Consider the following 23,963-nt stretch of genomic DNA (forward strand, 5'->3'; position numbering starts at 1 on the left):
CCATGATAGCGGCAAGTCGTTGATGAAGTGACTATCGGCTGGCCCGCGCTTGGGGGCAATCGTCCGCATGCCGGGCCCTGTTGGCGTGCCACACACCTGTCACATCCGCGTGGCATCGTCGCGGTAGGAAGACCGTAGACATCCCATGCGCCTGCTGATCGTCGAGGACGATCCCGTCATCGCCGATCAGATCGCCCGCAGCCTGCACGCCGTGGGGCATCAACTGCGCGTGGCGGCGACGGGGGCGGCGGCGCTGCTGGCGTTGCGGCAGGACGATTGCGACGCGATCGTGCTCGATCGGATGCTGCCCGATCTCAATGGCCTGTCGGTGATCGACCAGATCCGCCGTGACGGCCTGTCCACGCCGATCCTGATGCTGAGCGCGCTGGGATCGGTGAAGGATCGTATCGAGGGGCTGGCAAGCGGCGCGGACGATTATCTCGCCAAGCCGTTCGACATGGACGAACTCGCCGCACGCATTGCGGCGATCGCGCGGCGCGGCACCCCGGCGGGTGACAGCGCGCGGTTGGAGGTTGGGCGGCTGCGGCTCGATCCCAGCGGCCATCAGGCCTGGTTCCGAGGGCAGGCGGTGACGCTCAACCGGCGGCAATATTCGCTGCTTGCGCATCTGATGCGCCATGCCGACCGGTTGGTGACGCGATCGATGCTGCTGGAGGCGGTGTGGGGCTATGCCTTCGCGCCCACCGCCAATATCGTCGAAAGCAATCTCAGCCGGTTGCGTACCGCGCTGATCGGCATCGACTGCGACCCGATCGAGACGCAGCGGGGTGCGGGCTACATCCTGCGCTCCGAACGATGCGCCTGATCATGCGGCTCGCCGGTTGGGGAGGGCGGGGGCGTCCGCATGGCCTGGGGCGGCTGCCGATCCAGGTCGGGTTGACCTTTACCGTGATGATGGCGCTGGTCGGGGTGATCGGGTTCAGCGTGGCCGATGCGTGGATCGCGCGCCGGGTCGACACGTCGCTGCGCGCGCATGCCGCCAAATATCTGGGGCTGGGCCATGGCGAGCCGGTCACCGACGCCGTGATCGCCGCGAAGATCGTCGACTGGCAGCGGCGCAAGGTGCTGAGCCAGCGCACCTATGTCCTGTTCGGCGCGGACGGCAGGCGGATCGCCGGGCGGCTCGACATCGCGCCGCCGCGGCTCGGCTATTCTAACGTGCGCTTTCATGCGGGCGGACGCGGCACGCAAAAGGGCCGCGCGCTGGCGACGCGGCTGCCGAGCGGCAGCCTGCTCGTTATCGTCCAGCATAGCGAGGCGGGGGAATCGCTGCACGAGCTCCTACCCTGGGTCGTCGTCGCACTGTCCCTCGCCGCGGCGGTGACCGGCGTCGCGGTGACGTTGGTGTTCGCGCGGCTGATCGCGGTGCGGCTCGCCGCGACGCAGGAGACGGCAGATGCGATCGCGGGCGGCGACCTCAGCCGCCGGGTGCCGACGCAGGGGCTGGACGGCGTGTTCGCGGGACAGGCCGACAGCCTCAATCGGATGCTCGACCGGATGGACGATCTGGTCCGCAGCCAGCGGTTGTTCGCAAGCAACCTGGCGCATGACCTGCGCACGCCGCTGACCCGGCTGCGCGGCATCCTGCGCAACGGCGCGGACGAGCCCGCCGTGCTGGAACGGGCAGAGCGCGAATGCGCCGCGATCATCCGCATCTTCGACGCGCTGCTAAGGCTGGCCGAGATCGAGGGCGGACGGCATCCGGTGGCACTCGCCCCACTCGATCTCGGCGCGCTGATCGAGGATGTCGCGGAGACGATGGAGCCGGTGCTGGCCGACCACGACGGCACGCTGACGCTGGAGGCGGGGGCGCGGCCGATGGTGGCGGGGGACGCCGATCTGCTGGGGCAGATGCTGGTCAACGTGCTCGACAATGTCGTGACGCACACGCCGCCCGGCACCCATGCGCGCCTGTCGCTGGCGTCGGAGAGCGGCTTTGCGCGGATCACGGTGGCGGACGATGGCCCGGGGCTGGCCGAGGCCGACCGCGCGCGCGTGGTGCAGGCGTTCGAGCGCGCGGCCCAGGCGGAAACGCGCGGTAGCGGGCTGGGGCTGGCGATCGTCCAGGCGATCGTTCGCTTCCACGGCGGTACGCTGCGGCTGGACGATGCCCGGCCGGGTCTCGCCGTCCGGATCGCTCTGCCGCTTATGCCGCCTGCCGTTTGCGCCGGTTCCGCCGCCGGTTGAGCCACATCGTTAGATACATCCAGAAGCCGGAGCCCGCGAAGAACAGCAGCGCGACACCGCCGCCGATATTGAGCGCGATGCCCACCGGGCCCAGCGTCTCGCCCGAATGGATATGCTTGAACCAGTGGTTCCAGCTCTTCATCGCGCTTGGCGCCGCCGGCGCATCGGCGGATGCCGTCTTGGCCGGCGCGCGATCGAGCAGGTCGGTTGCTTGCGTCGCGAGCCCGGTCGCGGCGAGCAGCAGCAGCAGGAGCGCGAACCAGGGGGCGAGCAGGCGGTGCCAACGGCGCATCGACGCATATCCATCATGTGGGCAGGTGGCGTCGCCCTGACACCCGCAATGTGACAGGCCGGCGATGCTTTCATTCTAAGTTTGCAATGTAGGCACGCTTTGCCCGCCCCGGCGCCCGATTGTCACGGATCGGTCATACAGCGCACCTAGCGCGCCGCTCGACACGGTCGTGCCCCGGCGGGAGGGGGCCGCCGACCGGTCGGGGGATACCATGATGCATATCCGATACGGGATGCCGGTCGCGCTCGCGCTCGGCCTGCTCGCAACCGCTGCGATCGCCAAGCATGACGGACGGCCCGCGGCGTCGCTGCTCGATCCGGCCACCTTTGCGCCGGCGGCTATCATTGCACCGCCGCCCGCGCCCGGTTCGGTCGTGGCGCGGCAGGAACTCGCCTATCTGCGCGCGCTGCACCAAGTGGCGCCGGCGGCGCGCATCGCGCGCGCCGATGCCGATGGGCATGACAAGGGGCCGCACGCCTTCAACGCGGTGACGGGGCGCGACCTGACCGCGCTGCCCGCTACCGCCGCGCTGCTCGCCCGCGTCGATGCCGAGACGGATGCGGTGGTCGATCGCGCCAAGGAGCATTTCCGCCGTATCCGCCCGTACCGCACCGACCCGACGCTGTCGCACTGCGGCAAGGGCAAGGGGGTCGATGACAGTTATCCCAGCGGCCATTCGGCCTTCGCCTGGTCGACCGGCTGGACGCTGGCGCAGCTGATGCCGGATCGCGCCGCCGCGATCCTCGACCGTGCGCGCGACTATGCCGAGGGGCGTGAGATCTGCGCGGTCCACTACCCCTCCGATGTCGAGGCGGGCCACGCGGTCGGCCAGCTGGTCGCCGACCGGCTGCTCCACGACCCGCGCCTGGCCGATCAGGTCGCGGCCGCCCGCGCCGAACTCGCCCGCCGCTGACCGCACTTCCCTTTCGTCCGAGGACCCGATGATGACCCATGTTCCGTTCCGCGCCGCTCTGCTGGCGGCCACCACGCTCGCTTTGCCGACGCTGGCGCATGCCGATCCCGTCGCGGGTCCGGTCGCCGTGCCGGTAAGCGAGCCGACTGCGGCGGCCGTGCCGCAGTCGACCAGCGCCGATCAGGCGGGGCAGGCCAATGACAAGCAGTCGCTGACCACGTCCGACATCATCGTCACCGGATCGCGCACCGCCCAGGCGGCACCGCTCACCGCCTCGCTGACCACGACGCAGCCGCAATCGGCGGTCAGCCGCGATTTCATCGAAAATAGCGCCGCCACGGCCGACGTGAACGAGCTGATCGCATTGACGCCGGGCGTGTCGATCTCGGGCGCGGGCAACGGCTATGGCCTGTCGGAAACCAAGGCGACGATCCGCGGCTTCCAGGACGGCGAATATAACGTCACCTACGACTCGATTCCCTTCGCCGACACCAACAACCCGACGCACCATTCGACCGCCTTCTTCCCGTCGAACACGATCGAGACGATCGTCGTCGATCGCGGTCCGGGCAATGCCAGCCAGCTCGGCCAGGCGAGCTATGGCGGCAACATCAATATGTATTCGCGCGCCGCGACGGCGGATGCGGAGCTGCGCGGCGAGGCGATCGTCGGCAATTGGAACACCTTCATCGGCCGCGCGCTGTTCGAAAGCGGCAGCATCGACAAGCTCGGCGGCACGCGCATCGTGCTGACCGGCCAGTATCTCCAGTCGGACGGCGCGCTGAGCTATTCGCCGGTCGGATCGAAGAACCTGTTCGGCAAGGCCGTGGTGCCGATCGGCAGCGCCAACACGCTGACCGTGATGAGCAGCTGGAACCGCAATTTTTACTATCAGTCGGACGTGCTGAAGGGCGCGACCTGCGGCAGCGCGGCGACCGACGCCTATAATGCCGCCAATCCGACGGCGACGATCACCACCGCGCTGGGCGCCGACGGCCAGCCGCTGACCCAGCTGAGCGGGCGGGGCTGCGGCGTGACATCGCAGGTCGGGCAATATGGCTTCAATTACGGGCTCGGCAACAATCCGACCCAGCACGATTATTGGGAATATAACCGCACTGACAAGACGACGGACTTTTCGTACCTGCGTCTACAGAGCAATCTCGGCGGCGGGCTGACGCTCGACAATCGCGCGTACATGTACGGCTATACGAACAACACGCTGTCGGGGAATGGCAGCTCGTCCTTCGGCGTGCCCAAGGGCGGCACGCTGCCGGTGTTCATCGTCAAGTCGATCGGTGTCGTCACCGGCTTCACCGGGGCAGGCACGGCGGCGTCGCCCTATGTCGCGGTGTCGGGTGGCAACGACGTGCTGGGCTATGACAAGCTCAACAAATACCGCGTCTTCGGCTATATCGGCCAGGCGGATTACGACTTCGGCTTCGGCAAGCTGCGGCTCGGTGGCTGGTATGAATATGCCGTCACCGATCGCCACAATTTCGATCTCGACCGCACGACCAGCCAGCCGAGCTATAACGAGAAGTTCAGCAGCGGCACGGCGGCGACCAGCGCGCTGCCGCCGATTTCGCAGGCGAACATCAACTTCGCGCAGCATTCGACCTGGCACCAGTATCAGCTGTTCGGCGAGGTCGAACTCCGCCCGGTCGACGGCGTGTCGATCACGCCGGGCGTCAAATACGTCCACTTCACGCGCGGCGTGGATGCGGTCCTGCAACAGAAGACCCGCACGCCGCTCGACCTCAGCGCGACCTGGACCAAGACGCTGCCGTTCCTGACCGCCAATTGGCTGGTGACGAACAGCTGGTCCTTCTATGGCCAGTACGCGCAGGGCATGTACGTGCCCGACCTGTCGAGCTTCTATTCCGCCTCGGGCGAGCTCGTCACCGCGCTCGACCAGCTGAAGCCGCAAACGACGACCAACTACCAGATCGGCACTGTCTGGCACGGGCACAGCGTCTCGCTCGATGTCGATGGCTATATCATCAACGTCGACAACAAGATCGGCAATTGCTCGACCGCCAATTGCGACCAGACGCTGCTCGTGAACCAGGGGCAGGTCCGCTACAAGGGCGTCGAGGGGCAGCTCAGCGTCATGCCGATCCATGGCCTGACCCTGTTCGGCAATGCCAGCTACAACCAGGCGCGCAGCGTGCAGACCGATGCGCAGATCGGCAAGGCGCCCTTCGCCACCGCGGCGGCGGGCTTCATCTTTCGCAAGGACGGCTTTCGCGTGTCGTTCGACCAGAAGTATACTGGGCCGCAATATGCCAATGATTACAACGGCAGCCCCAGCTTCCGCCTGTATCGCATCCGCCCGTACAGCATCGGCCAGTTCGCGATCAGCCAGACGTTCGAGGGCGGATTGAAGCTGGGCGTGACGGTCAACAACGTCTTCAACAGCCGCGCCGTGACGCAGATCGCGACCAGCAGCACCGGCGCACCGACGACGACCATCAACGGCAAATCGTACCAGTCTGGCTATGGCCAGCTCGACCAGTTCAACTATTTGCCGCCGCGCTCCTTCCTGCTGACCGCGGGCATTTCCTTCCGGTAAATCCTGGCGGCCCCCGCACGGCGCCGACGACATCGTCGATTTCGATGTCTCACCGGCGCTGGCGGGGTGGCGTGGGACCTTCGCTGAGCCCGGATGCGGATCGCTACGCGCCGGAGCAGCCCGACGGCGAGGGGGGCGTCCACCCGACCGCGGCGGACATGAGAGGGCCTGGACGTGCCGGCTTTTGTGGGCCGGCACGTCCAGGCTGGCCGTCAGGCCGTCGCACAGCCATCGATGTTGAGCGTGGTGCCGGTGATGTAGCTGGCATCCGGGCCGGCGAGGAAGGCGACCGCCCCCGCGATCTCCTCGACCGTGCCATAGCGGCCGAGTGGTATGGATTGCAGCAGCTGTGCGGCGAAGTCGCTGTCGGCGGGGTTCATGTCGGTGTCGATCGGCCCCGGCTGCACGGTGTTGACCAGAATGTTGCGGGGGGCGAGGTCCTTGGCCCAGCCGCGCGCCAGCGCCGCCACCGCCGCCTTGGTCGCGCTGTAGACCGTGGTCGCGGGGAAGGCCATTTCGCCCGAGATGCTGCCGATCAGGATGATACGGCCACCGTCGCGCAGGTGCGGCAGGGCCGCGCGGGTGCCGACGTGCAGGCCCTTCACGTTGACGGCGAACTGACGGTCGTACGTCTCGTCGGTGTCCTCGGTGACGGACGCGAACTCGGCGACCCCGGCATTGTGGACCAGGATGTCGATCCCGCCCAAAGCGGCGGCGGCCTGTTCGACACCGGCCCGCTGCGACGCCGGATCGGCGGCATCGGCCTGGAAGGCGAAGGCGGTGCCGCCCGCACGCTCGATCGCCGCCACCGTGGCGTCGGCCGCGGCTTTATTGCCGGCATAGGTGATCGCCACGGTAGCGCCCTCTGCCGCCAGCCGCTTGGCGATGGCCGAGCCGATGCCGCGCGATCCACCGGTGACGAGCGCTGTCCTGCCCTGAATCGACATATAAAATCTCCAAAAAGGCTGGCCCGCGATCACGGCATCGTGCGCTGTCGGCAGGCGGTAAATGGGGTGACGTTTCAACAGTTCAATAATACCGAACTATTAAATTCATTGCGGTGTCCTATATCGACGTCATGGCCCGCTTCACGCACCCCCGGCTGGAGGACGTTCCGCTCGATCTGGCGCTGCACGCGCTGGCCGATCCCAATCGGCTGGCCATGGTGGCGCGCCTCGCCGCGACCGAGCGGCTGAGCTGCACCGATGCCGCGCCGTGCGAGACGATCCCGAAAAGCACGCTGTCCAACCATCTGAAGTTGCTGCGTGCGGCCGGGCTGATCGAGACGACGCAGGCCGGCCGCGAGATGATCAACACGCTGCGCCGCGCCGAATTCGACCGGCGCTTCCCGGGTCTGCTCGACGTGGTGCTCGCCAACCGGCAGGGCTGAGCCGGCCGATCGCGTCGAGAGCGGCCACCGCATCGTCGTCGCGGTTGGTTTCGCGTGTCTCGCCTTTTGCCCAGCCTTCATAGACTTGGGGTGAGGGGCGGCACCGTCTTGGCTGGCCTATGGTTCGTTCGAGGGTTGGGAGAGCCCGGGGAAAGGCCCCCAAGAGCCCGAAACTAGGACGGAGGGTGGTAGGATGCGGCCCGGTGCGGGATCGATGCAGAGGGCGCGGGCGATGCGGCGCAGCGGGGACGACGCGCCGAACGAAGAAAATGCCGGTGCGAGTATATTTTCAAGAGGTGGTCATACGGACCACTTTGTACGCATCCTTTGTACCCAAGGATAGGTAAAGCGTCCGGGAAGACGGCCTGACCGCGCACATCCGCCATTCCGGCGAGCGCTGGTGACCCCTACGGGAATCGAACCCGTGTTTCAGCCGTGAAAGGGCCGCGTCCTAACCGCTAGACGAAGGGGCCGTGAAGGCGTTGGGGGCGGTTAGGGGAGGCCGCGCCGTCGGTCAAGCCTCTTTTCGTCAATCGGCCCAGGCGGCGTCTTCCAGATGTAGTTCGGCGGCGGGGCGGCTGCCCCAATCGTCGATCTTGGCGCGGCCGGCGAGCCACAGGCGACGGTGCGGGGCGGCGGCGAGCAGCGCCTGCCCCAGCGCGCTGTCGGCGGCGCGGAAGGCGACCGCCTTGAAACTGCGGCCGTCGTCGCCCGCGACGATGGCGCGGACGTGGCCGTTGCCGACCACGTCGGACTTGATGATGCGCACCGGGCCGGCGGCGATGCGCGGCGCGGGCCAGCCCATGCCATAGGGACCGCCGACATCGAGCGAATCGACCAGCGCGGGATTGACGCCGCCGGGGGCGAGCACGGCGTCGACCAGCAGCGCACGCTCGCCGATCGAACGGGTGACGGCGGCGGCGAGGCGCTCTTCTAGAAAGTCGGTGAAAGCTGCGACCTGATCGGCGGCGATCGTGAGGCCTGCGGCCATCGCATGGCCACCGCCAGCGACGAGCAGGCCGTGCTCCTTGGCAGCGAGTACCGCGGCGCCCAAGTCGACGCCGGCGATCGACCGGCCCGATCCCTTGCCGACGCCATGTTCGTCGATGGCGATGACGATCGCGGGGCGGCCGAGCTTTTCCTTCAATCGTCCGGCGACGATGCCGATGACGCCGGGGTGCCAGCCTTCGCCCGCGACGACGGCGACCGCGCGGTCGCTCGCGATCATCGCATCGGCGGCTTCCTGTACGCCGCTTTCGATCAGGCGGCGCTCATCGTTGAGGCGGTCGAGCTCTTCGGCGATCGTGCGGGCTTCGGCGGGATCTTGCGTGGTGAGCAGGCGCACGCCGAGGTCCGCCCGGCCGACGCGGCCACCCGCGTTGATCCGGGGCCCCAATGCGAAGCCGAGGTCGCTGCACGTCGGCGCGCGGGTGAGGCGCGATGCCTGGATCAGCGCGTCGAGGCCGATGTTGCGGCGCTGCGCCATGACCTTCAGCCCCTGCGCGACGAAAGCGCGGTTGAGGCCGCGCAATTGCGCGACGTCGGCGACGGTGCCGAGCGCGACGATATCGAGATGATCGATCAATTTGGGTTCGGCGCGGCTGACGAAGAAGCCACGGCGGCGCAGCTCGCGGATCAACGCGGCGGCGAGCAGGAAGCAAACGCCGACCGCGGCGAGGTGGCCATGCGCGGCGCCTTCGTCCTCGTCGAGCCGGTTGGGATTGACCAGAGCATGCGCGCGGGGGAGGGCGGCGGCGCATTTGTGATGGTCGACGACGACGACGTCGACCGGGTGGGCGTGCGCCATGGCGAGCGCGTCGAATGCCTGCGCGCCGCAATCGACGGTGACGATCAGCGAGGCGCCTTCGTGGGCCAGGCGGACGAGCGCGTCGCCCGACGGGCCATAGCCTTCGAGCAGGCGGTCGGGGATGTAGGGGCGCGCCTCGATGCCGAGGTCGCGCAGAACGAGGATGAGAAGGGCGGCGGAGGTGGCGCCGTCGACGTCATAATCGCCGAAGACGGCGATGCTCTCACGGGCTTCGACCGCGTCGGCGAGGCGGGCGGCGGCGCGGTCCATGTCGCGGAAGACCGAGGGGTCGGGCATGAACGCGCGGATCGAGGGTGCGCGATGCTGCTCCAGCGCCTCGCGCGGGGCGCCGCGGGCGAGCAGCAACTGCGTCACCAGATCGTCGGTGCCGAAGCCGTCGCGCCCGTCGGCGGCAAGGCTGCGCCAATGCCAGGGCTGGCCGAGAATCGAGTGGGTGACGCCGAGAACGGGGGACATGGGAGTTGAATTTTCCGAAAATGGTTGAGCCGCAGAGCGCGACCGTCAAACGATATGCGTGGCGGACTCGCGCGGATCATATTCCGACGGCTGGTCCGCCGGCTACCGATCCGCTGGCATACGCCGTCGGAACCACCAATACCATATGAGCGCGAGCGCAACTGCCACGCCTGCCGCACGCGGCAGCCGCGCGTCTGCCATCCACGTGGGCGTTTCGCCGCTCAAGCGTGCGATCGCATAACCGATCGCCAGCATAAACGCGCCGAACCGGGCCGGGGCGTTCGGCGCGAAGCGGCTGATCGCCCAATTGCCGAGCCCGGCGAGCAGGAGTGTCGACAGGAATGCGTTCAACAGATGCGACAGCGACGTCATCGCCGAAGCATAGCGCGCCACGAGCGCCTGGACCAGCGTCCGCCCTTCGACACCAACCCCTTGCGCTCCTATAGAGGAACGTGATGGCCGATTCCTTTGACCTTGGCGAACCGCCCCAGCCTGTCGACCAGCCTGCGAAGGCCAATCCGTACCGCGTGCTCGCGCGCAAATATCGTCCGCAGACCTTTTCCGAGCTGATCGGGCAGGATGCGATGGTGACGACGCTGGGCAATGCGATCAAGCGCGACCGGCTGGCGCATGCGTTTCTGATGACGGGCGTGCGCGGGGTCGGCAAGACGTCGACCGCGCGGCTGATCGCCAAGGCGCTCAACTGCGTCGGGCCGGATGGGCAGGGCGGGCCGACGATCGATCCGTGCGGGGTGTGCGAGCCGTGCCGCGCCATCGCCGAAGGGCGCCACATCGACGTGATCGAGATGGACGCCGCCAGCCACACCGGCGTCGACGACGTGCGCGAGATCATCGACGCGGCGCGCTATGCCGCGGTCAGCGCGCGCTACAAGATCTACATCGTCGACGAAGTCCACATGCTGTCGAAGAACGCGTTCAACGCGCTCCTGAAGACGCTGGAAGAGCCGCCCGCGCACGTCAAATTCCTGTTCGCCACGACCGAGGTGAACAAGGTGCCGATCACGGTGCTGTCGCGCTGCCAGCGGTTCGATCTGCGGCGCATTTCGGCAGAGCAATTGGCGGAGCACTTCGCCTTCGTCTGCCGCGAAGAGGGCGTCGAGGCGGAGCCCGAAGCGCTGATGCTGATCGCGCGCGCGGCGGAAGGGTCGGCACGCGACGGCCTGTCGATTCTGGATCAGGCGATTGCGCATGCCGGGCTGGAGGGCGGCGGGGTCAGCGCCGCGGCGGTGCGGCAGATGCTCGGCCTGTCGGATCGCGGTGCGGTGCGCGACCTGATGGCGTTGCTGCTGGCCGGCGATGCGGCGGGCGCGCTCGCCAGCCTGCGGCGGCAATATGACTATGGCGTCGATCCGCAATCGGTGCTGCGTGCGTTGCTGGAGACGGTACACGGCATCACGCTGGCCAAGGTCGGTACGGCGGAGGACCCGGCGCAGCCGGTCGAGGAGCGGCAGGCGCGGGGCGAATGGGCGGCGAGCCTCTCCTTCCCGGCGCTGCACCGGCTGTGGCAGCTGACGCTGAAGGGGCATGAGGAGGTCGCCAAGGCGGTGCTGCCGATCGAGGCGGCGGAGATGGCGCTGCTGCGCGTCATTCATGCGTCCAGCCTGCCCGATCCGGGCGAGTTGGCGAAGCAGATCGCGAGCGGCAAGATCGGTGGTGCTCCGCTTGCGTCCGCCCCGGCGGCGGCCCCGGCGCCCGCGCCGGTTGCGGTCATCGATGAAAAGCCAGCCATGCCGGCGGACTTCGAGGCGCTGGTTGCGATGCTGGAGGACAAGGGGCATCACGCCGTTGCCGCCCAATTGGGCTATGGCGCGCGCGTCGTGCGGTACGAACCGCCCGAACTGATCCTCAGCGGATCGCGGCCGATGTCTGCGGATACGCTGCGCGATGCGGCCGACGCGCTGAAGCGCGCGACCGGGCAGGTGTGGAAGATAGCCTTGGAGGATGCGCCGGGCGCGCCTACCTTGCGCGAGAAGGACAAGGCCGAGGAAGAGGCGACGCGGCAGGCGATCCTGGCGACCCCGCTGGTACAAGCGGCGTTGGCGGCGTTTCCCGACGCGGAGCTGGAAACCTGGCCCGGTAAACGGAGTGTGGCATGAAGAACCTCGATGAAATCCTCGCGATGGCGCAGAACGTCCAGAGCGAGCTGCAAAAGGCGCAGGACCAGCTCGACACGATCGAGGTCGAGGGCGTGTCGGGCGGCGGCCTGGTGAAGGTGAAGGCGACCGCCAAGGGCCGGATCATCGGTATCGCGATCGACGATTCGCTGATCGAGGTGAGCGAGAAGCAGATGCTGGAAGACCTGCTCGCCGCCGCGTTCAACGATGCGCGGGCCAAGGCCGATGCGGCGTCGGGCGCCGAAATGTCGAAGATGACGAGCGGCCTGCCGTTGCCGCCGGGCTTCAAGCTGCCGTTCTGATGGACGGTCCGCTGGGATCGGTCGCGCGCGCCGCACCGGCGATCGCGATGCTGGGATGTTTCGCCTGCCTGATCGGCGGCGGCGCGCTGCTGGCGCGGGGCGGCGACCGGAAGAAGGCGGTGCTGTTGCTGGTGATGTCTGCCGTGCTGCTGGGGAATGTTCTGATCTGGCAGATGTGATGTTGTAGGCCCTCCCTCGCTTTAGCGGGGGAGGGGGACCGTTCGCGTAGCGAATGGTGGAGGGGGCGTTTCCGCGGACGCCCCGGGCTCGGGATTTCAGAGCCTCGTGGCGGCGGTGTGCCCAGTGCCGCGGCAACGGATAGGGGCGTCGTGTCCTCCCCCTCCGTCACGCCTTTGGCGTGCCACCTTCCCCTGGCGGGGGAGGAATTCGGGAACCGCTGGTCGCTTGGCATGGGCGAAGCCCATGCCGTCAGTCGGGGCTGCGCCCCGCTGGCCGGGCTGGCGATGGTCGCAGAATAGCGGGGCTATTCCGCTACGCCAGCCTCACCGGATCGGCGAGTTCGGGTCGAGCCGCATATCCAGATAATTGTCGACCGAGCGCATCAGTTCGGGCGTCTCGTTCTCGAAGAAGTGGTTCGCCTTCGGGATCGTGTCGTGGTGGATGGTGATGTGCTTCTGCGTGCGCAGCTTGTCGACCAGCTTCTGCGTCGCGCCGGGCGTTGCCACTTCGTCCGCCTCGCCCTGGATGATGATGCCGGACGAGGGGCAGGGGGCGAGGAAGCTGAAATCGTACATGTTCGCCGGCGGCGCGACCGAGATGAAGCCGCGGATTTCGGGGCGGCGCATCAGCAACTGCATGCCGATCCACGCGCCGAAGCTGACGCCCGCGATCCAGGTGGTCGAGGCTTCGGGGTGGAAACTCTGCACCCAGTCGAGCGCGCTCGCCGCGTCGCTGAGTTCGCCGACGCCATTGTCGAACGTGCCCTGGCTCTTGCCGACGCCGCGGAAGTTGAAGCGCAGCGTCGCGAAGCCGCGGCGCTGGAACGTCTTGTAAAGCTCCTGCACCAGCCGGTTGTTCATCGTGCCGCCCGCGCTGGGGTGCGGGTGCAGGATCATCGCCACCGGTGCGCGGGGACGGGGAGCGGGGGCGAAACGCCCTTCGAGGCGGCCTTCGGGGCCGGGAAAGATGACTTCGGGCATGGGTCTCGCCACAGATAAGGGGCGCGCGGGTATGCGCAGAATGTTGCGCGCTATATAGGCCGCACACCCGTTTTCGCAATTGGAACGAATCCTGCCCGACCGTCTCTACCTGGATCATGCCGCGACGACGCCGATGACCGCCGCGGCGCGGGCGGCTGTAGCGAAGGGGTTCGACCTGTGGGCCAATCCGTCGTCGCCGCATCGCGAAGGGCGCGCGGCGCGGGCAGCGCTGGAAGAGGCGCGGCGGACGATCGCGGCGGCGCATGGTTGGCGGGGGGAGACGATCCTGACCAGCGGGGCGAGCGAGTCGCTCGGCATCGCCCTGGGGCGGACGACCGCGCCGCGGCGGCTGATGACCGCGGTGGAGCATGACGCGGCGCTGAGGGCCGGCGGCGATGCGGGCGTGGTGCCGGTGGGCAGCGACGGGCTGGTCGATCTTGCGGCGCTGGAGGCGATGGTGGCGGCGGGGCCGGCGCTGGTCTGCGTGCAATGGGCGAATAGCGAGACGGGGGTGCGCCAGCCGCTGGCGGCGATCGCCGAGCGTGTGCATGCGGCGGGGGGATGGTTGCTCGTCGATGCGGCGCAGATGCCCGCGTCGGTGGAATTGGCCGACCTTGCCGACATGGTTGCGCTGTCGGCGCACAAGCGCGGCGGGCCGCCGGGCGTCGGCGCGCTGCTGGTGCGCGATCTGGCGCTGCTCCACCCGAGCGGCGGGCAGGAGCGCGGCTACCGGCCGGGCACCGAGAATTTGCCGGGCGTGCTGGGCTATGCCGCGGCGCTGGCTGAGCCGGAGCCGGATCATGGCGCGCTGCGGGTGAAGCTGGACGATGCGATCCGGCGCTCGGGTGGTGAGGTGGTCGCGGAAGGCGCTTCGCGGCATCCGGCGATCGGGTCTTATCGGTTGCGCGGGTCCGCGGCGGCGGCGCAGCTGATCCTGCTCGACAGCGCGGGCTTTGCAGTCTCGGCGGGCAGCGCGTGTTCGAGCGGGAGCATGAAGCCGAGCCATGTGCTCGCCGCGATGGGCTGGAGCGCGGAGGCGGGGCGCGAGGTGATCCGGGTGAGCTTTGGCCGCACGACGACCGAGGCGGAGGTTGACGCCTTTATCGCGGCATGGCGCGCCATGGCGAAGCAGATGCGGCGGGCGCCGTGATCTACCTCGATTATCAGGCGACGACGCCGCTCGCGCCGGAAGCGCTGGCGGCAATGCTGCCCTGGCTGCGCGACCAGCACGCCAATCCGCATTCGCCGCATCGTCCCGGCCGGGCCGCCAAGGCGGCGGTCGAGGTGGCGCGCGCGCAGGTCGCGGCGCTGCTGCCGCCGGGCGGGCGCGTGGTGTTCACCAGCGGAGCGACCGAGGCACTTAACTGGGCGATCAAGGGAACGCAGGGGGCGATCGTCACGCTGGCGACGGAACATGCCGCGGTTCTCGATACGGTGCGGGCGTCGCGGCGGGCGGCGTCGGTGTTGGGAGTCGGTGAGGACGGACTCGTCGCCGCGACGGACGTGTCGGTTGAGGGTGGGCTGGTCGCGGCGATGCTCTTCAACAACGAGATCGGGGTGGTGCAACCGATCGCGGAGCTGGCCGCGCGGGCGCAGGCCGGATCTGCGCTGATGCTGTGCGATGCGGTGCAGGGCTATGGTCGCGTGGCGATCCCGGAGCATGTCGATCTGGTCGCGGTGTCGGCGCACAAGATCTACGGACCGAAGGGGATTGGCGCGTTGTGGATCCGTGATGGCGTCACGCTGGCGCCGTTGCTGCACGGTGGCGACCAGGAGGGCGGGCGATCGGGCACGCTGTCGCCGGCGCTCTGTGTTGGCTTTGGGGTGGCGGCGCGACTGATGGCGGAGCGGTGGGACGCAGACGCAGCGCATGTCGAGCGGTTGTGGGCCCGAGCGGTCGAGCGGCTGCGCGGGTGGACGATCAACGGTGCGGTCGAACCCCGCTATCGCGGCAATCTCAACGTCCGCTGCGACGGGCTGGATGTTGCGCGGCTGATGTCCGATTGCCGCGACATCGCCTTTTCGGCGGGGTCGGCGTGCGCGAGCGGATCGGGGCGGTCGAGCCATGTTCTGCGCGCTTTGGGGCTGAGCGAAACACGGGCGCGGTCGAGCATCCGACTGGGCTGGGGGCGCTACACGACCGAGGACGAATTGACGCAGGCGCTGGAGACGATCGCCGCGGCGGCGCGGGTGCAGGGGGTGATATGATCCGCGTGCGGTTCATCGGGGCGGACGGCAGCGTTCGCGAGGCGAAGGGCGTCGAGGGCGCGCGGCTGCTCGATGTGGCGCAGGCAGACGGACAGCCGCTGGAGGGGACGTGCGATGGCGATATGGCCTGCGCGACCTGCCATGTGATCGTTGCGGGCGAGGATGCCGATCGCCTGCCGCCGCCGCGGGAGGAGGAGGAAGACCTGCTCGACATGGTGCCGCAGGCGACGCGGACCAGTCGGCTGGCGTGCCAGATCCGGTTGAGTACGGCGCTCGATGGGCTGACGGTGCGGGTGCCGGGGTAGCGGTTACCCGTCATCCCGGCCTTGAGCCGGGATCCCGCTTCTGTTTTGCCGGCCCCGAAAAAGCGGGACCCCGGATCAGGTCCGGGGTGACGAATCAGGGGGGCGCTTGGCGCGCGATGATCCCACCGAAAAGCTCCCGCCTTTCCTGACGGTTGGACAACGACGGGTTCAGGGATCGTGCATCGCGGATCGGCGATTGTACGCTCATGCCCGCTTTGGTGGGTTCATGAGAGGGAGTGTTCGATCATGAAGCTTGTCGCTCTATTCGGTGCCGCTGCGCTCGCCGCTGGCACTGTCGTTGCCGCCGCCCCGGCCGAGGCCGCTCCGGGGCCGCATGGCTGGCATGACCCGCGCGGCGGACCGGGCTGGGATCGCGGACCCGGTTGGGGGCGCGGTCCGGGTTGGGATCGTGGGCCGGGTCGCCACCGTGGCTGGGATCGTGGTCCCGGCTGGGATCGCGGGCCGGGCTGGGGTCGCCCGGGTTATGGCTACGGCCGCAGCCGCGTCGTCTGCCGGCTGCAGCCGGGCTATTACGGGCCGGTGCGGCGCTGCTTCCGCGTATGGCGCTGATCTGACCACTTGATCCTGCCGCCCGACCCCGCCATATGCGCCGCGGGAGTCGGGCGGACGTGGTCGTCGCCAACCCGGTCAGGTCCGGAAGGAAGCAGCCGCAACGATTTCGCCGCGGGTCGTCCCGGCTCCCACCGCAGCATGTGAGGCATGCTGCGCGGCCGGCGGTGCAGAGCACCGTCCGACGTCATGGCTTCGCCATGACGTTTTTTTGTTTATTGAGCCTTTGATCGCGGCGATCCTCCGCGGCGCATCCCGCTGATCCGTGCGCACAAGACAAGCGGGACCCCGGATCAAGTCCGGGGTGACGGTGTACATGGGGCTAGGTGCCCGAACGGCCCGAGCCTTATCCCCGCTTGAGCCACGATCCTTCGCGGAACCACTTGGTCACGATATATTTCGTGCCCTCCACCACATCCATGCCCTCGTGCAACGTCAGCGTGTTGGGCGTGCCATCCGGGTTCATGTTGTTCCAGGCGAGCAGCAGCCCGCGGCGTGGCGCGATCTTGAAGCCGGCCTGCGGGAACCAGGTTTCGCCGCCCTCGGCGACGTCGTTGAGGTAGATCATCGCGGTCCACGTCCGCTGCCCACCCGACGCCTGGATCTGCGGCCAATAGCTTTCGGTGTCGTGGAAGTAATCATGGTGCGCGCGGAAGTGCTGGCCGGGCGCATAGCGCTGGCCCTGCATCGTCTCGCCCTTTTCGTGCGGCAGGCCGAGCAGGTCGGCGATCGATTCGTCGATCGGCTGCACCTCTGGCGCGTAGCGGTTCATGTCGCAGCTTTCGCTGGTGCGAAAATCCGATTCGGGGCGGTCGGACAGCAGCGACGACGGCCGGCGGTCCGCGTCGATCATCGCGATCAGCGTGTCGCATTGCGCGGCATCGAGAAAATCGAGGTGGTAGAAGAGCTCAACGCCCGACACCTCGGCCGCCGTCATCTGCGGATTGGCGGCAAGGCGGGTGGCGACCGCGCGACCCGTGTCGCGGCGTGCGGGCGAGGGGGCGGCGGCTTTCTTGCGGAAGAACATGGCGCGGGGAAAATGCCGTCGGGATAGGGACAAGACAAGAGGCCCGATGTCGCCACCGGGCCTCCCGTCATCCTGCCGATCGGTCAGTAGAAGATGCCGTAGACCGCATCGACCACCAGCCCGCTGCGGACGTCGACGAGCAAGGCGTCGTCGTAATAGCGCACCCAGCGATACGGGCCGTAGGCTTCGGGCAGGCGATAGACGAAGGGATCGTCGATCCAGTAGCTCTGCGAGAAGAGCAGCGGCGCCAGCGAGATGCCGATCGAGAAGCGGCGGTAGCCATAGCCCCAACCCGACGGTGCGTAATAGCGCGGCAGGCGGAAGACGCCGCGGTTGGCCGCGCGCTCACGCGCCCAGTCGTAGCGCCGATCGTTACGCCAGCCCCGATCCCAATTGTTACGGCCCCAATCATTACGGCCCCAATCGTTGCGGGGGTCGAAGCGGCCGCGCTGGTTCCAGCCCTGATCCCATCCGCGCTGTTCGGTCCAACGACGGTCGATGTCCTGACGCCGCTGCCAGTCGCGCTGTTCGCGGTCGCGCCGCTGCCAATCCTGGCGTTCGCGGTCGCGGCGATCCTGATCGGCACGATCCGGTCCGGGGCGGTTCCAGTCGGGGCGGGGACCCGGGTCGATACCCGGTCCGGGCCGGCCCGGACGCTGCCAGTCGGGGCGGCGTTCCATGCCGGGATCGGGGCGGTCCGGCCGATCGGGCCGCTGCCAGTCGGGGCGTTGCCCATCGGGGCCGGGGCGCCGATCCGGGCCGGGCGCAGGACCTTGGCCGTCCGGGCCGCCGGGCCGGTCGCGGCGCCATTGACCGCCATCGGGGCCGCCGGGGCGCTCGCCGCGCCATTGCGGGCGCTCGGTTCGAATCTGGGCATCGACGCCGACCTCGGCCGACAGCGGCGGACGACCACCGTCGGGGCGCGGGCCACCCGGCGCCTGCCAGTCGCCACGACGGCCGGGACCGCCCAGGCCGCGCTCGCCCACCTCCTGCGCCTGCACCGCAACCGGCATCAGCATCGATGCAGCCAGCAACGCCTTGATCACGCTCTTCATGACGAACGTTCGTCCTTCCACTGCCGGCGCACGAGCCGGCCCCGATGATGACGTCGGAATGACACACCGGCGCTGTGCCGAAGCTGAATTGGTTCGTCAGCGTTGCGAAAGCTTGGGCCCGTGGCGGACCCGTTTTCGCCTACCGCGCGGGCGGCGGCACCAGCGCGGGGACGACGCGGGCGGCGTCCGCGGGATCGATGCCGGGACGGGCGCCGGCGGGGATGGTTTCCTCACCCCGCGCGGCGCGGGCGGCGCGCTGGATCGCCTCGACCAGCCGGGGGTAGATGCCGCAGCGGCACAAGTTGCGGATCGCCGCCTTGATCGCCGCTTCGTCGGGGTCGGTGTCGCGCTTCAGCAGCACCGACGCCGCCATGATGATGCCGGGGATGCAGAATCCACATTGCGGCACATTGGCGGCGATGAAGGCGAGTTGCAGCGGGTGGTTTCGTTCGCGCGACAGCCCTTCGATCGTCGTGACGTAGCTGCCCTCGATCGACCCGATGGGAACGCGGCAGGACAACACTGCCCGGCCGTCGATATCGACGGTACAGGCACCGCAATCGCCGGTGCCGCAGCCATATTTGGTGCCGCTTAGGTTCGATGCGTCGCGCAGCGCCCACAGCAGCGGCGTTGCGGGGTCGAGCCGATATTCGACCGGCTGGTTGTTGACCGTGAGGCGCGACATGAAAGCCCCATAAGCGAAACGCGGCGTTTCGATCCACAGCGATTGCGGACGCGACGGCGTGCGGCGATCTTGGCGGCATGACGCTTCCGACGCTGTTCGTGCCGCATGGCGGTGGCCCGTGCTTCTTCATGGACCCGCATGGCGGCCCGCCCGATCCGATGTGGCGGCCGATGCAGGCGTATCTCGCCGGGCTGATCGCATCGCTGCCCGAACGGCCGCGCGCCATCCTGATGGTATCCGGTCATTGGGAGACGCCCGATCTGACCGTGCATGTCGGTGAGCGACCCGCGCTGCTGTTCGACTATTACGGCTTTCCCGACCACACCTATCGCCTGCGTTGGGATGCACCCGGGGCGGTCGATGTGGCACGGGCGGCGGCAGACCTGCTGCGCGCCGCAGGGCATGCTGTCGGCGAAGAGGCACAGCGCGGCTGGGACCATGGCGTCTTCATCCCGATGATGGTCGCCAATCCGGACGCGGACATCCCGCTCGCTCAGCTGTCGCTGCGGGCCGACCTGGACCCCGCCGCGCATATCGCGATCGGGCGGGCACTGGCGCCGTTGCGCGATGCGGGGGTGCTGATCGTCGGATCGGGGATGAGCTTCCACAATCTGCGCGCGCGGGGGCCTGCGGTGACGCCGGTCGCGCGCGAATGGGACGAGGCACTGGTCGCCGCCGTGACCGATCCCGATCCGGCGCTGCGCGCGGCACGGATGGCGGCGTGGGAGACGTTGCCGCACGCCCGCTTCGCGCACCCGGAGGCAGAGCATCTGCTGCCGCTGATGGTGGCGCTGGGGGCGGGTGGGGACGATGCGGCGCTCTGCGACTATCGCGACGTGGTGATGGGCTGGGCGGTGTCGGGGTTTCGATTCGGGTGACGGGTATGCCGGGGGTCAGTGGTGCGGCTTGCCAGCGATGGCGGCGGGCGCCTATGCGCTGGGGATCATAATCTTCCCCAGGAGAGGCTGCCAGTCCCATGGCCATGCATGTCGACACAACCCAAGCCGCGGCCCGCGGCGATGCCGCGCACGGCTATGACGCGCCCGATCTGCGCATCTTCGTCATCGCGCTGTTCTTCATCTTCGGCGGTATCACCAGCCTCAACGACATCATCATCCCGAAGCTGAAGGAGCTGTTCACGCTCGACCATGCGACGTCGATGCTGGTCCAGTCGGCGTTCTTCCTGGCCTATGCGCTGTTCTCGCTGCCCGCGGCGGCGATCGTGCGCAAGGCGGGCTATATGCGCACCGCGTCGATCGGCCTCGTCACGATGATGGTCGGCTGCCTGCTGTTCATCCCGGCGGCGCAGAGCGCGACCTTCGCGATGTTCCTGGTCGCGCTGTTCGTGCTGGGTGCCGGCATCACGATCGTGCAGGTCGTCGCCAACCCGCTGATCTCGCTGCTCGGCAAGCCAGAAACGGCGTCGAGCCGCCTGACGTTCGCGCAGGCGTTCAACTCGCTGGGCACCACGATCTTCCCGCGCGTCGGCTCGTCGCTGATCCTCGGCGGGCTCGCCAGCGTCAGCGCGGCGTCGCTCAGCGGCGCCGCACTGGTAACGTACCGGCAGGAAGCGTCGCAGGCGATCGTCCACACCTATCTGGGCCTCGCCGTCGCGTTGCTGGTGATCGCCGCGGTCGTGTGGACCCGCCGCAACCGCCTGAAGGAAGAACAGGACCAGACGGGCAGCATCTTCCACGCCTTCACCCTGCTGAAGCGCCCGCGCTTCGCGATGGGGGCGGCGTGCATCTTCCTGTACGTCGGTGCGGAAGTCGCGATCGGGTCGGTCATCGTGCTGTATCTGATGCAGGCGTCGGTGTTCGGCATCGGCGATCAGGCCGCGGGTAATTTCGTGCCGTATTATTGGGGCGGGGCGCTGGTCGGCCGCTTCATCGGTTCGTGGGTGCTGACGCGCGTCGCACCGGGCAAGGTGCTCGCCGCCGTGGCGACGGGCGCGATCGCGCTGATCTTGATCTCCGCCAACACGACGGGTGCGATCTCGGGCTATGCGCTGCTGGCAATCGGCCTGATGAATTCGATCATGTTCCCGACGATCTTCAGCCTCGCCAGCGAAGGCTTGGGCAAGCGCGCCGCGGAAGGATCGGGCGTCATCGCCACCGCGATCGTCGGCGGCGCGATCATCCCGCCGCTGACCGGCAAGATCGCCGACGTCACCGGATCGATGCAGTTGTCGCTGACGCTGCCGGCGATCTGCTACGCGATCATCCTCGCCTACGGCCTGTACGCGCGGCGTTCGGCGGTGACGGCTTGAGCTACAGGCCCAGCTCCGCGATCTCGGCGGGCGTGAAGCCGAGATCGGCGAGTGTGGCGGCATCGGTCCGCTCGCTCGCCAGCGCGGGGGGCACGGTGGCGCTCGCCGAATAACGCGGGGCGGGGGCGGGCTGGACCACGCCGCCCGCCTCGACCAAAGTACCGCGGGCGACATTGTGCGGGTGGTCGGTGGCTTCGTCGAAGTCGAGGACAGGGGCCACGCACGCCTCGCTGCCCGCAAACGCTGCGACCCAGGCATCGCGCGACTTGGTCCGGAAGACCGCCGCCAGACCGTCGCGCATCGCCGGCCATGCGGAGGGATCGAACTGGCGGTCCCATAGCGGATCGCTGAGGCCGAGCACGCGGCGCAGCGCGGCGTAGAAGGCCGGCTCGATCGCCCCGACCGCGATCCATTTGCCATCCTGCGTTTCGTACGTGTCGTAGAAGGGGGCGCCGCCGTCGAGCAGATTGGTGCCGCGCGTGTCGCTCCACCGGCCCATGCCGCGGAAGCCCCAGATCATGCTCATCAACAGTGCCGATCCGTCGGTCATCGCGGCGTCGACGACCTGCCCTTCGCCGCTGCGTTGCGCGTGCAGCAGCGCGGCGAGCATACCAAATGCCAGCATCATGCCACCGCCGCCGAAATCGCCGACCATGTTGATCGGCGCCGTCGGCTTGTCGCCGGCGCGCCCGAAGGCGTGGAGCGCGCCGGAGATGGCGATATAGTCGATGTCGTGGCCGGGGTCGGCGGCAAGGGGGCCGGTCTGTCCCCAGCCGGTCATGCGGCCGTACACGAGGCGCGGATTGTCGTTGAGCAGAACGTCGGGGCCGAGGCCCAGCCGCTCCATCACGCCGGGGCGGTAGCCTTCGATCAGGCCGTCAGCGCTCGCGACGATCCGGCGGACCGCGGCGATGCCCTGCGGCGTCTTGAGGTCGATCGCCACTGATCGGCGCGAGCGTAGCAACGGGTCCTTGGTCGGATCGCTGAACCCCGGCTGGGGGCCGCGATCGATACGGATCACCTCCGCGCCATGGTCGGCGAGCATCATGCCGCAGAACGGGCCGGGGCCGATCCCCGCCATCTCGACGATGCGCAGCCCGGTGAGCGGTGGTGGCGCCATGGGTCCTCTCCCTATCGTTTTGGGGGAGGGTAAGCGTGGCGGTGAGCGAGCACAACAAATGTTATGCTAGGTGCTAGGCGTCCTCGCCCATGTAATGCCTTACTTCCGTCACCCCGGACTTCATCCGGGGTCCCGCTATGTCTGCGCGGACCAAGAAGCGTCACCCCGGCTCAAGGCCGGGGTGACGATGGGAGGTGACGGACCGGCGAACCCGTCGGAACCCCTCGCGATGTTCTCAGAACGCCGCGATGCCTGTGATTCCGCGACCCAGGATCAGCGCGTGGACGTCGTGCGCGCCTTCGTAGGTGTTGACCGTTTCCAAGTTCATCGCGTGGCGCATGACCTGATATTCGCCGCTGATGCCGTTGCCGCCGTGCATGTCGCGCGCCATCCGGGCGATATCGAGTGCCTTGCCGACGTTGTTGCGCTTGACGATCGAGACCATCTCGGGCGCGAACCGCCCCTCGTCCATCAGGCGGCCGACGCGCAGCGAGGCTTGCAGGCCGAGTGCGATCTCGGTCTCCATGTCGGCGAGCTTCTTCTGGTAGAGCTGACGGCCGGCGAGCGGGGTGCCGAACTGCTTGCGGTCGAGGCCGTATTGGCGGGCGGCGTGGAAGCAGAATTCCGCGGCGCCCAATGCGCCCCAGCTGATGCCGTAACGCGCGCGATTGAGGCAGCCGAACGGACCCTTCAGCCCCTCGACATTGGGCAGCAGCGCGTCGTCGCCGACCTCGACATCCTCCATCACGATGCCGCCGGTGATCGAGGCGCGTAAGGAGAGCTTGCCCTCGATCTTCGGCGCGGACAGGCCCTTCAGTCCCTTCGTGAGGATGAAGCCGCGGATTGCGCCGCCGTGTGCGTCGCTCTTCGCCCAGACGACGAAGACGTCGGCGATCGGGCTGTTCGAAATCCAGGTCTTGGCGCCGTTGAGGACATAGCCGCCGTCCACCTTGCGCGCCCGCGTCGTCATGCCGCCGGGGTCGGAGCCGGCATCGGGTTCGGTCAGGCCGAAGCAGCCGATATATTCACCGCTCGCGAGCTTTGGCAGGAAAGCGTGGCGCTGTTCCTCCGAACCATAGGCGTAGATCGGGTACATCACGAGGCTCGACTGGACGCTCATCATCGAGCGGTAGCCGGAGTCGATCCGCTCGACCTCGCGGGCGACGAGGCCATAGGCGACGTAGCTGGCGCCGACGCCGCCATATTCTTCCGGGACGTTCGGACCGAGCAGCCCCAGTTCACCCATTTCGCGGAAGATCGCAGGGTCGGTATGTTCGTGCTGGAACGCCTCGACGATGCGCGGGGCGAGGCGATCCTGCGCATAGGCGCGCGCCGTGTCGCGGATCATCCGCTCGTCTTCGCTCAACTGCTCGTCGAGCAGGAAGGGATCCGCCCAGTCGAACTTGCCCATGCCGGCCATCGCATCGTCTCCTTTTGAAGAGCCGGTACGGGAGGATGCGGGAGG

24 protein-coding genes, 1 tRNA gene and 1 other RNA gene are annotated in these 23,963 nt (G+C 68.3%); 15 read left to right on the forward strand and 11 right to left on the reverse strand.

Annotated features, from left to right (window positions below):
• Positions 1 to 145: 145 nt before the first annotated feature.
• Together GGR47_RS02995 and GGR47_RS03000 are read left to right on the forward strand one after the other, a co-directional pair.
• Positions 146 to 826, forward strand: a complete 681-nt coding sequence (locus GGR47_RS02995; protein WP_043059455.1) for a response regulator transcription factor — start codon at positions 146 to 148, stop codon at positions 824 to 826.
• A complete protein-coding gene (locus tag GGR47_RS03000) occupies positions 817 to 2,208 on the forward strand; it encodes a sensor histidine kinase (RefSeq protein WP_147035485.1) in 1,392 nt (463 codons plus the stop codon). The genes GGR47_RS02995 and GGR47_RS03000 overlap by 10 nt, the downstream gene beginning before the upstream one ends.
• Here the strand turns inward: GGR47_RS03000 and GGR47_RS03005 are convergent.
• Positions 2,168 to 2,500 (reverse strand): hypothetical protein, encoded by a 333-nt coding sequence (locus tag GGR47_RS03005; RefSeq protein WP_147035486.1) that lies wholly within the window; start codon positions 2,498 to 2,500, stop codon positions 2,168 to 2,170. The two genes, GGR47_RS03000 and GGR47_RS03005, sit on opposite strands and share 41 nt — an antisense overlap.
• Before the next feature lie 211 nt (positions 2,501 to 2,711).
• On the opposite strand from GGR47_RS03005, the gene GGR47_RS03010 reads away from it, so the two are divergent.
• Positions 2,712 to 3,413 (forward strand): phosphatase PAP2 family protein, encoded by a 702-nt coding sequence (locus tag GGR47_RS03010; protein WP_147035487.1) that lies wholly within the window; start codon positions 2,712 to 2,714, stop codon positions 3,411 to 3,413.
• 31 nt (positions 3,414 to 3,444) lie between these two features.
• Positions 3,445 to 5,988, forward strand: coding sequence for a TonB-dependent receptor (locus GGR47_RS03015; RefSeq protein ID WP_147035506.1), 2,544 nt, complete (start codon positions 3,445 to 3,447; stop codon positions 5,986 to 5,988).
• Positions 5,989 to 6,200: 212 nt separating this feature from the next.
• On the opposite strand, the gene GGR47_RS03020 is transcribed toward GGR47_RS03015, so the two are convergent.
• On the reverse strand, positions 6,201 to 6,935 hold the full coding sequence (locus GGR47_RS03020) for an SDR family oxidoreductase (protein WP_183949428.1): 735 nt from the start codon (positions 6,933 to 6,935) through the stop codon (positions 6,201 to 6,203).
• 131 nt (positions 6,936 to 7,066) lie between these two features.
• Between GGR47_RS03020 and GGR47_RS03025 the strand changes: the two genes are divergently transcribed.
• The gene (locus GGR47_RS03025; RefSeq protein ID WP_043059466.1) at positions 7,067 to 7,378 is read left to right on the forward strand and encodes an ArsR/SmtB family transcription factor; all 312 of its coding nucleotides are present in this window, start codon (positions 7,067 to 7,069) and stop codon (positions 7,376 to 7,378) included.
• A gap of 398 nt (positions 7,379 to 7,776) precedes the next feature.
• Here the strand turns inward: GGR47_RS03025 and GGR47_RS03030 are convergent.
• The 3 genes from GGR47_RS03030 to GGR47_RS03040 all read right to left on the reverse strand — a co-directional run bounded on the left by GGR47_RS03030 (position 7,777) and on the right by GGR47_RS03040 (position 10,034).
• Positions 7,777 to 7,851: transfer RNA gene (locus GGR47_RS03030), tRNA-Glu, on the reverse strand.
• Positions 7,852 to 7,907: 56 nt separating this feature from the next.
• A complete protein-coding gene (gene recJ / locus GGR47_RS03035) occupies positions 7,908 to 9,662 on the reverse strand; it encodes a single-stranded-DNA-specific exonuclease RecJ (protein WP_147035488.1) in 1,755 nt (584 codons plus the stop codon).
• Between the two features lie 102 nt (positions 9,663 to 9,764).
• Complete coding sequence (locus GGR47_RS03040; protein ID WP_063689899.1) at positions 9,765 to 10,034, reverse strand: hypothetical protein; 270 nt, start codon at positions 10,032 to 10,034, stop codon at positions 9,765 to 9,767.
• A gap of 83 nt (positions 10,035 to 10,117) precedes the next feature.
• On the opposite strand from GGR47_RS03040, the gene GGR47_RS03045 reads away from it, so the two are divergent.
• The 3 genes from GGR47_RS03045 to GGR47_RS03055 are packed head-to-tail and all read left to right on the forward strand — an operon-like array spanning position 10,118 to position 12,278.
• Positions 10,118 to 11,779, forward strand: a complete 1,662-nt coding sequence (locus GGR47_RS03045) for a DNA polymerase III subunit gamma/tau (protein ID WP_147035489.1) — start codon at positions 10,118 to 10,120, stop codon at positions 11,777 to 11,779.
• Positions 11,776 to 12,099: a YbaB/EbfC family nucleoid-associated protein gene (locus tag GGR47_RS03050; RefSeq protein ID WP_018251134.1), complete on the forward strand. Its 324-nt coding sequence runs from the start codon at positions 11,776 to 11,778 to the stop codon at positions 12,097 to 12,099. The genes GGR47_RS03045 and GGR47_RS03050 overlap by 4 nt, the downstream gene beginning before the upstream one ends.
• Complete coding sequence (locus GGR47_RS03055) at positions 12,099 to 12,278, forward strand: hypothetical protein (RefSeq protein WP_017977875.1); 180 nt, start codon at positions 12,099 to 12,101, stop codon at positions 12,276 to 12,278. Before GGR47_RS03050 ends, GGR47_RS03055 begins: the two co-directional genes overlap by 1 nt.
• A gap of 324 nt (positions 12,279 to 12,602) precedes the next feature.
• Here the strand turns inward: GGR47_RS03055 and GGR47_RS03060 are convergent, their stop codons facing one another.
• The gene (locus tag GGR47_RS03060) at positions 12,603 to 13,259 is read right to left on the reverse strand and encodes an alpha/beta hydrolase (protein ID WP_043059448.1); all 657 of its coding nucleotides are present in this window, start codon (positions 13,257 to 13,259) and stop codon (positions 12,603 to 12,605) included.
• A 133-nt stretch (positions 13,260 to 13,392) separates the two neighbouring features.
• Between GGR47_RS03060 and GGR47_RS03065 the strand changes: the two genes are divergently transcribed.
• From GGR47_RS03065 to ffs, 5 genes are all read left to right on the forward strand, one after another.
• Positions 13,393 to 14,409, forward strand: a complete 1,017-nt coding sequence (locus GGR47_RS03065; RefSeq protein ID WP_244304975.1) for a cysteine desulfurase family protein — start codon at positions 13,393 to 13,395, stop codon at positions 14,407 to 14,409.
• Complete coding sequence (locus GGR47_RS03070; RefSeq protein ID WP_147035491.1) at positions 14,406 to 15,467, forward strand: cysteine desulfurase family protein; 1,062 nt, start codon at positions 14,406 to 14,408, stop codon at positions 15,465 to 15,467. The genes GGR47_RS03065 and GGR47_RS03070 overlap by 4 nt, the downstream gene beginning before the upstream one ends.
• A complete protein-coding gene (locus tag GGR47_RS03075; protein ID WP_147035492.1) occupies positions 15,464 to 15,772 on the forward strand; it encodes a 2Fe-2S iron-sulfur cluster-binding protein in 309 nt (102 codons plus the stop codon). The genes GGR47_RS03070 and GGR47_RS03075 overlap by 4 nt, the downstream gene beginning before the upstream one ends.
• 246 nt (positions 15,773 to 16,018) lie before the next feature.
• Positions 16,019 to 16,342 carry a hypothetical protein gene (locus tag GGR47_RS03080; RefSeq protein ID WP_167509713.1) on the forward strand — a complete coding sequence of 108 codons (324 nt, stop codon included), beginning with the start codon at positions 16,019 to 16,021 and terminating at the stop codon, positions 16,340 to 16,342.
• Positions 16,343 to 16,385: 43 nt separating this feature from the next.
• An RNA gene (ffs, locus tag GGR47_RS03085) (signal recognition particle sRNA small type) lies at positions 16,386 to 16,479 on the forward strand.
• Positions 16,480 to 16,688: 209 nt separating this feature from the next.
• Here ffs and GGR47_RS03090 read toward each other — a convergent pair.
• From GGR47_RS03090 to GGR47_RS03100, 3 genes are all read right to left on the reverse strand, one after another.
• The gene (locus tag GGR47_RS03090) at positions 16,689 to 17,369 is read right to left on the reverse strand and encodes a 2OG-Fe(II) oxygenase (RefSeq protein WP_017977881.1); all 681 of its coding nucleotides are present in this window, start codon (positions 17,367 to 17,369) and stop codon (positions 16,689 to 16,691) included.
• An 83-nt stretch (positions 17,370 to 17,452) separates the two neighbouring features.
• Positions 17,453 to 18,424 (reverse strand): RcnB family protein, encoded by a 972-nt coding sequence (locus GGR47_RS03095; protein ID WP_147035493.1) that lies wholly within the window; start codon positions 18,422 to 18,424, stop codon positions 17,453 to 17,455.
• A 139-nt stretch (positions 18,425 to 18,563) separates the two neighbouring features.
• A complete protein-coding gene (locus tag GGR47_RS03100) occupies positions 18,564 to 19,109 on the reverse strand; it encodes a (2Fe-2S)-binding protein (protein ID WP_147035494.1) in 546 nt (181 codons plus the stop codon).
• Between the two features lie 77 nt (positions 19,110 to 19,186).
• Here GGR47_RS03100 and GGR47_RS03105 point away from each other — a divergent pair, with 77 nt between their 5' ends.
• Both GGR47_RS03105 and GGR47_RS03110 read left to right on the forward strand, forming a co-directional pair.
• Complete coding sequence (locus GGR47_RS03105; RefSeq protein ID WP_147035495.1) at positions 19,187 to 19,987, forward strand: DODA-type extradiol aromatic ring-opening family dioxygenase; 801 nt, start codon at positions 19,187 to 19,189, stop codon at positions 19,985 to 19,987.
• A gap of 98 nt (positions 19,988 to 20,085) precedes the next feature.
• Entirely contained in the window at positions 20,086 to 21,378 is a 1,293-nt protein-coding gene (locus GGR47_RS03110; RefSeq protein ID WP_147035496.1) for a sugar MFS transporter, read from the forward strand.
• Between the two features lies 1 nt (position 21,379).
• Here GGR47_RS03110 and GGR47_RS03115 read toward each other — a convergent pair whose 3' ends face one another.
• Together GGR47_RS03115 and GGR47_RS03120 are read right to left on the reverse strand one after the other, a co-directional pair.
• Positions 21,380 to 22,498, reverse strand: a complete 1,119-nt coding sequence (locus GGR47_RS03115) for a CaiB/BaiF CoA transferase family protein (RefSeq protein WP_147035497.1) — start codon at positions 22,496 to 22,498, stop codon at positions 21,380 to 21,382.
• Between the two features lie 235 nt (positions 22,499 to 22,733).
• Positions 22,734 to 23,918 carry an acyl-CoA dehydrogenase gene (locus GGR47_RS03120; RefSeq protein ID WP_147035498.1) on the reverse strand — a complete coding sequence of 395 codons (1,185 nt, stop codon included), beginning with the start codon at positions 23,916 to 23,918 and terminating at the stop codon, positions 22,734 to 22,736.
• Positions 23,919 to 23,963 lie beyond the last annotated feature (45 nt).

Source organism: Sphingomonas aquatilis, assembly GCF_014196115.1.
Classification (GTDB): Bacteria; Pseudomonadota; Alphaproteobacteria; order Sphingomonadales; family Sphingomonadaceae; genus Sphingomonas; species Sphingomonas aquatilis.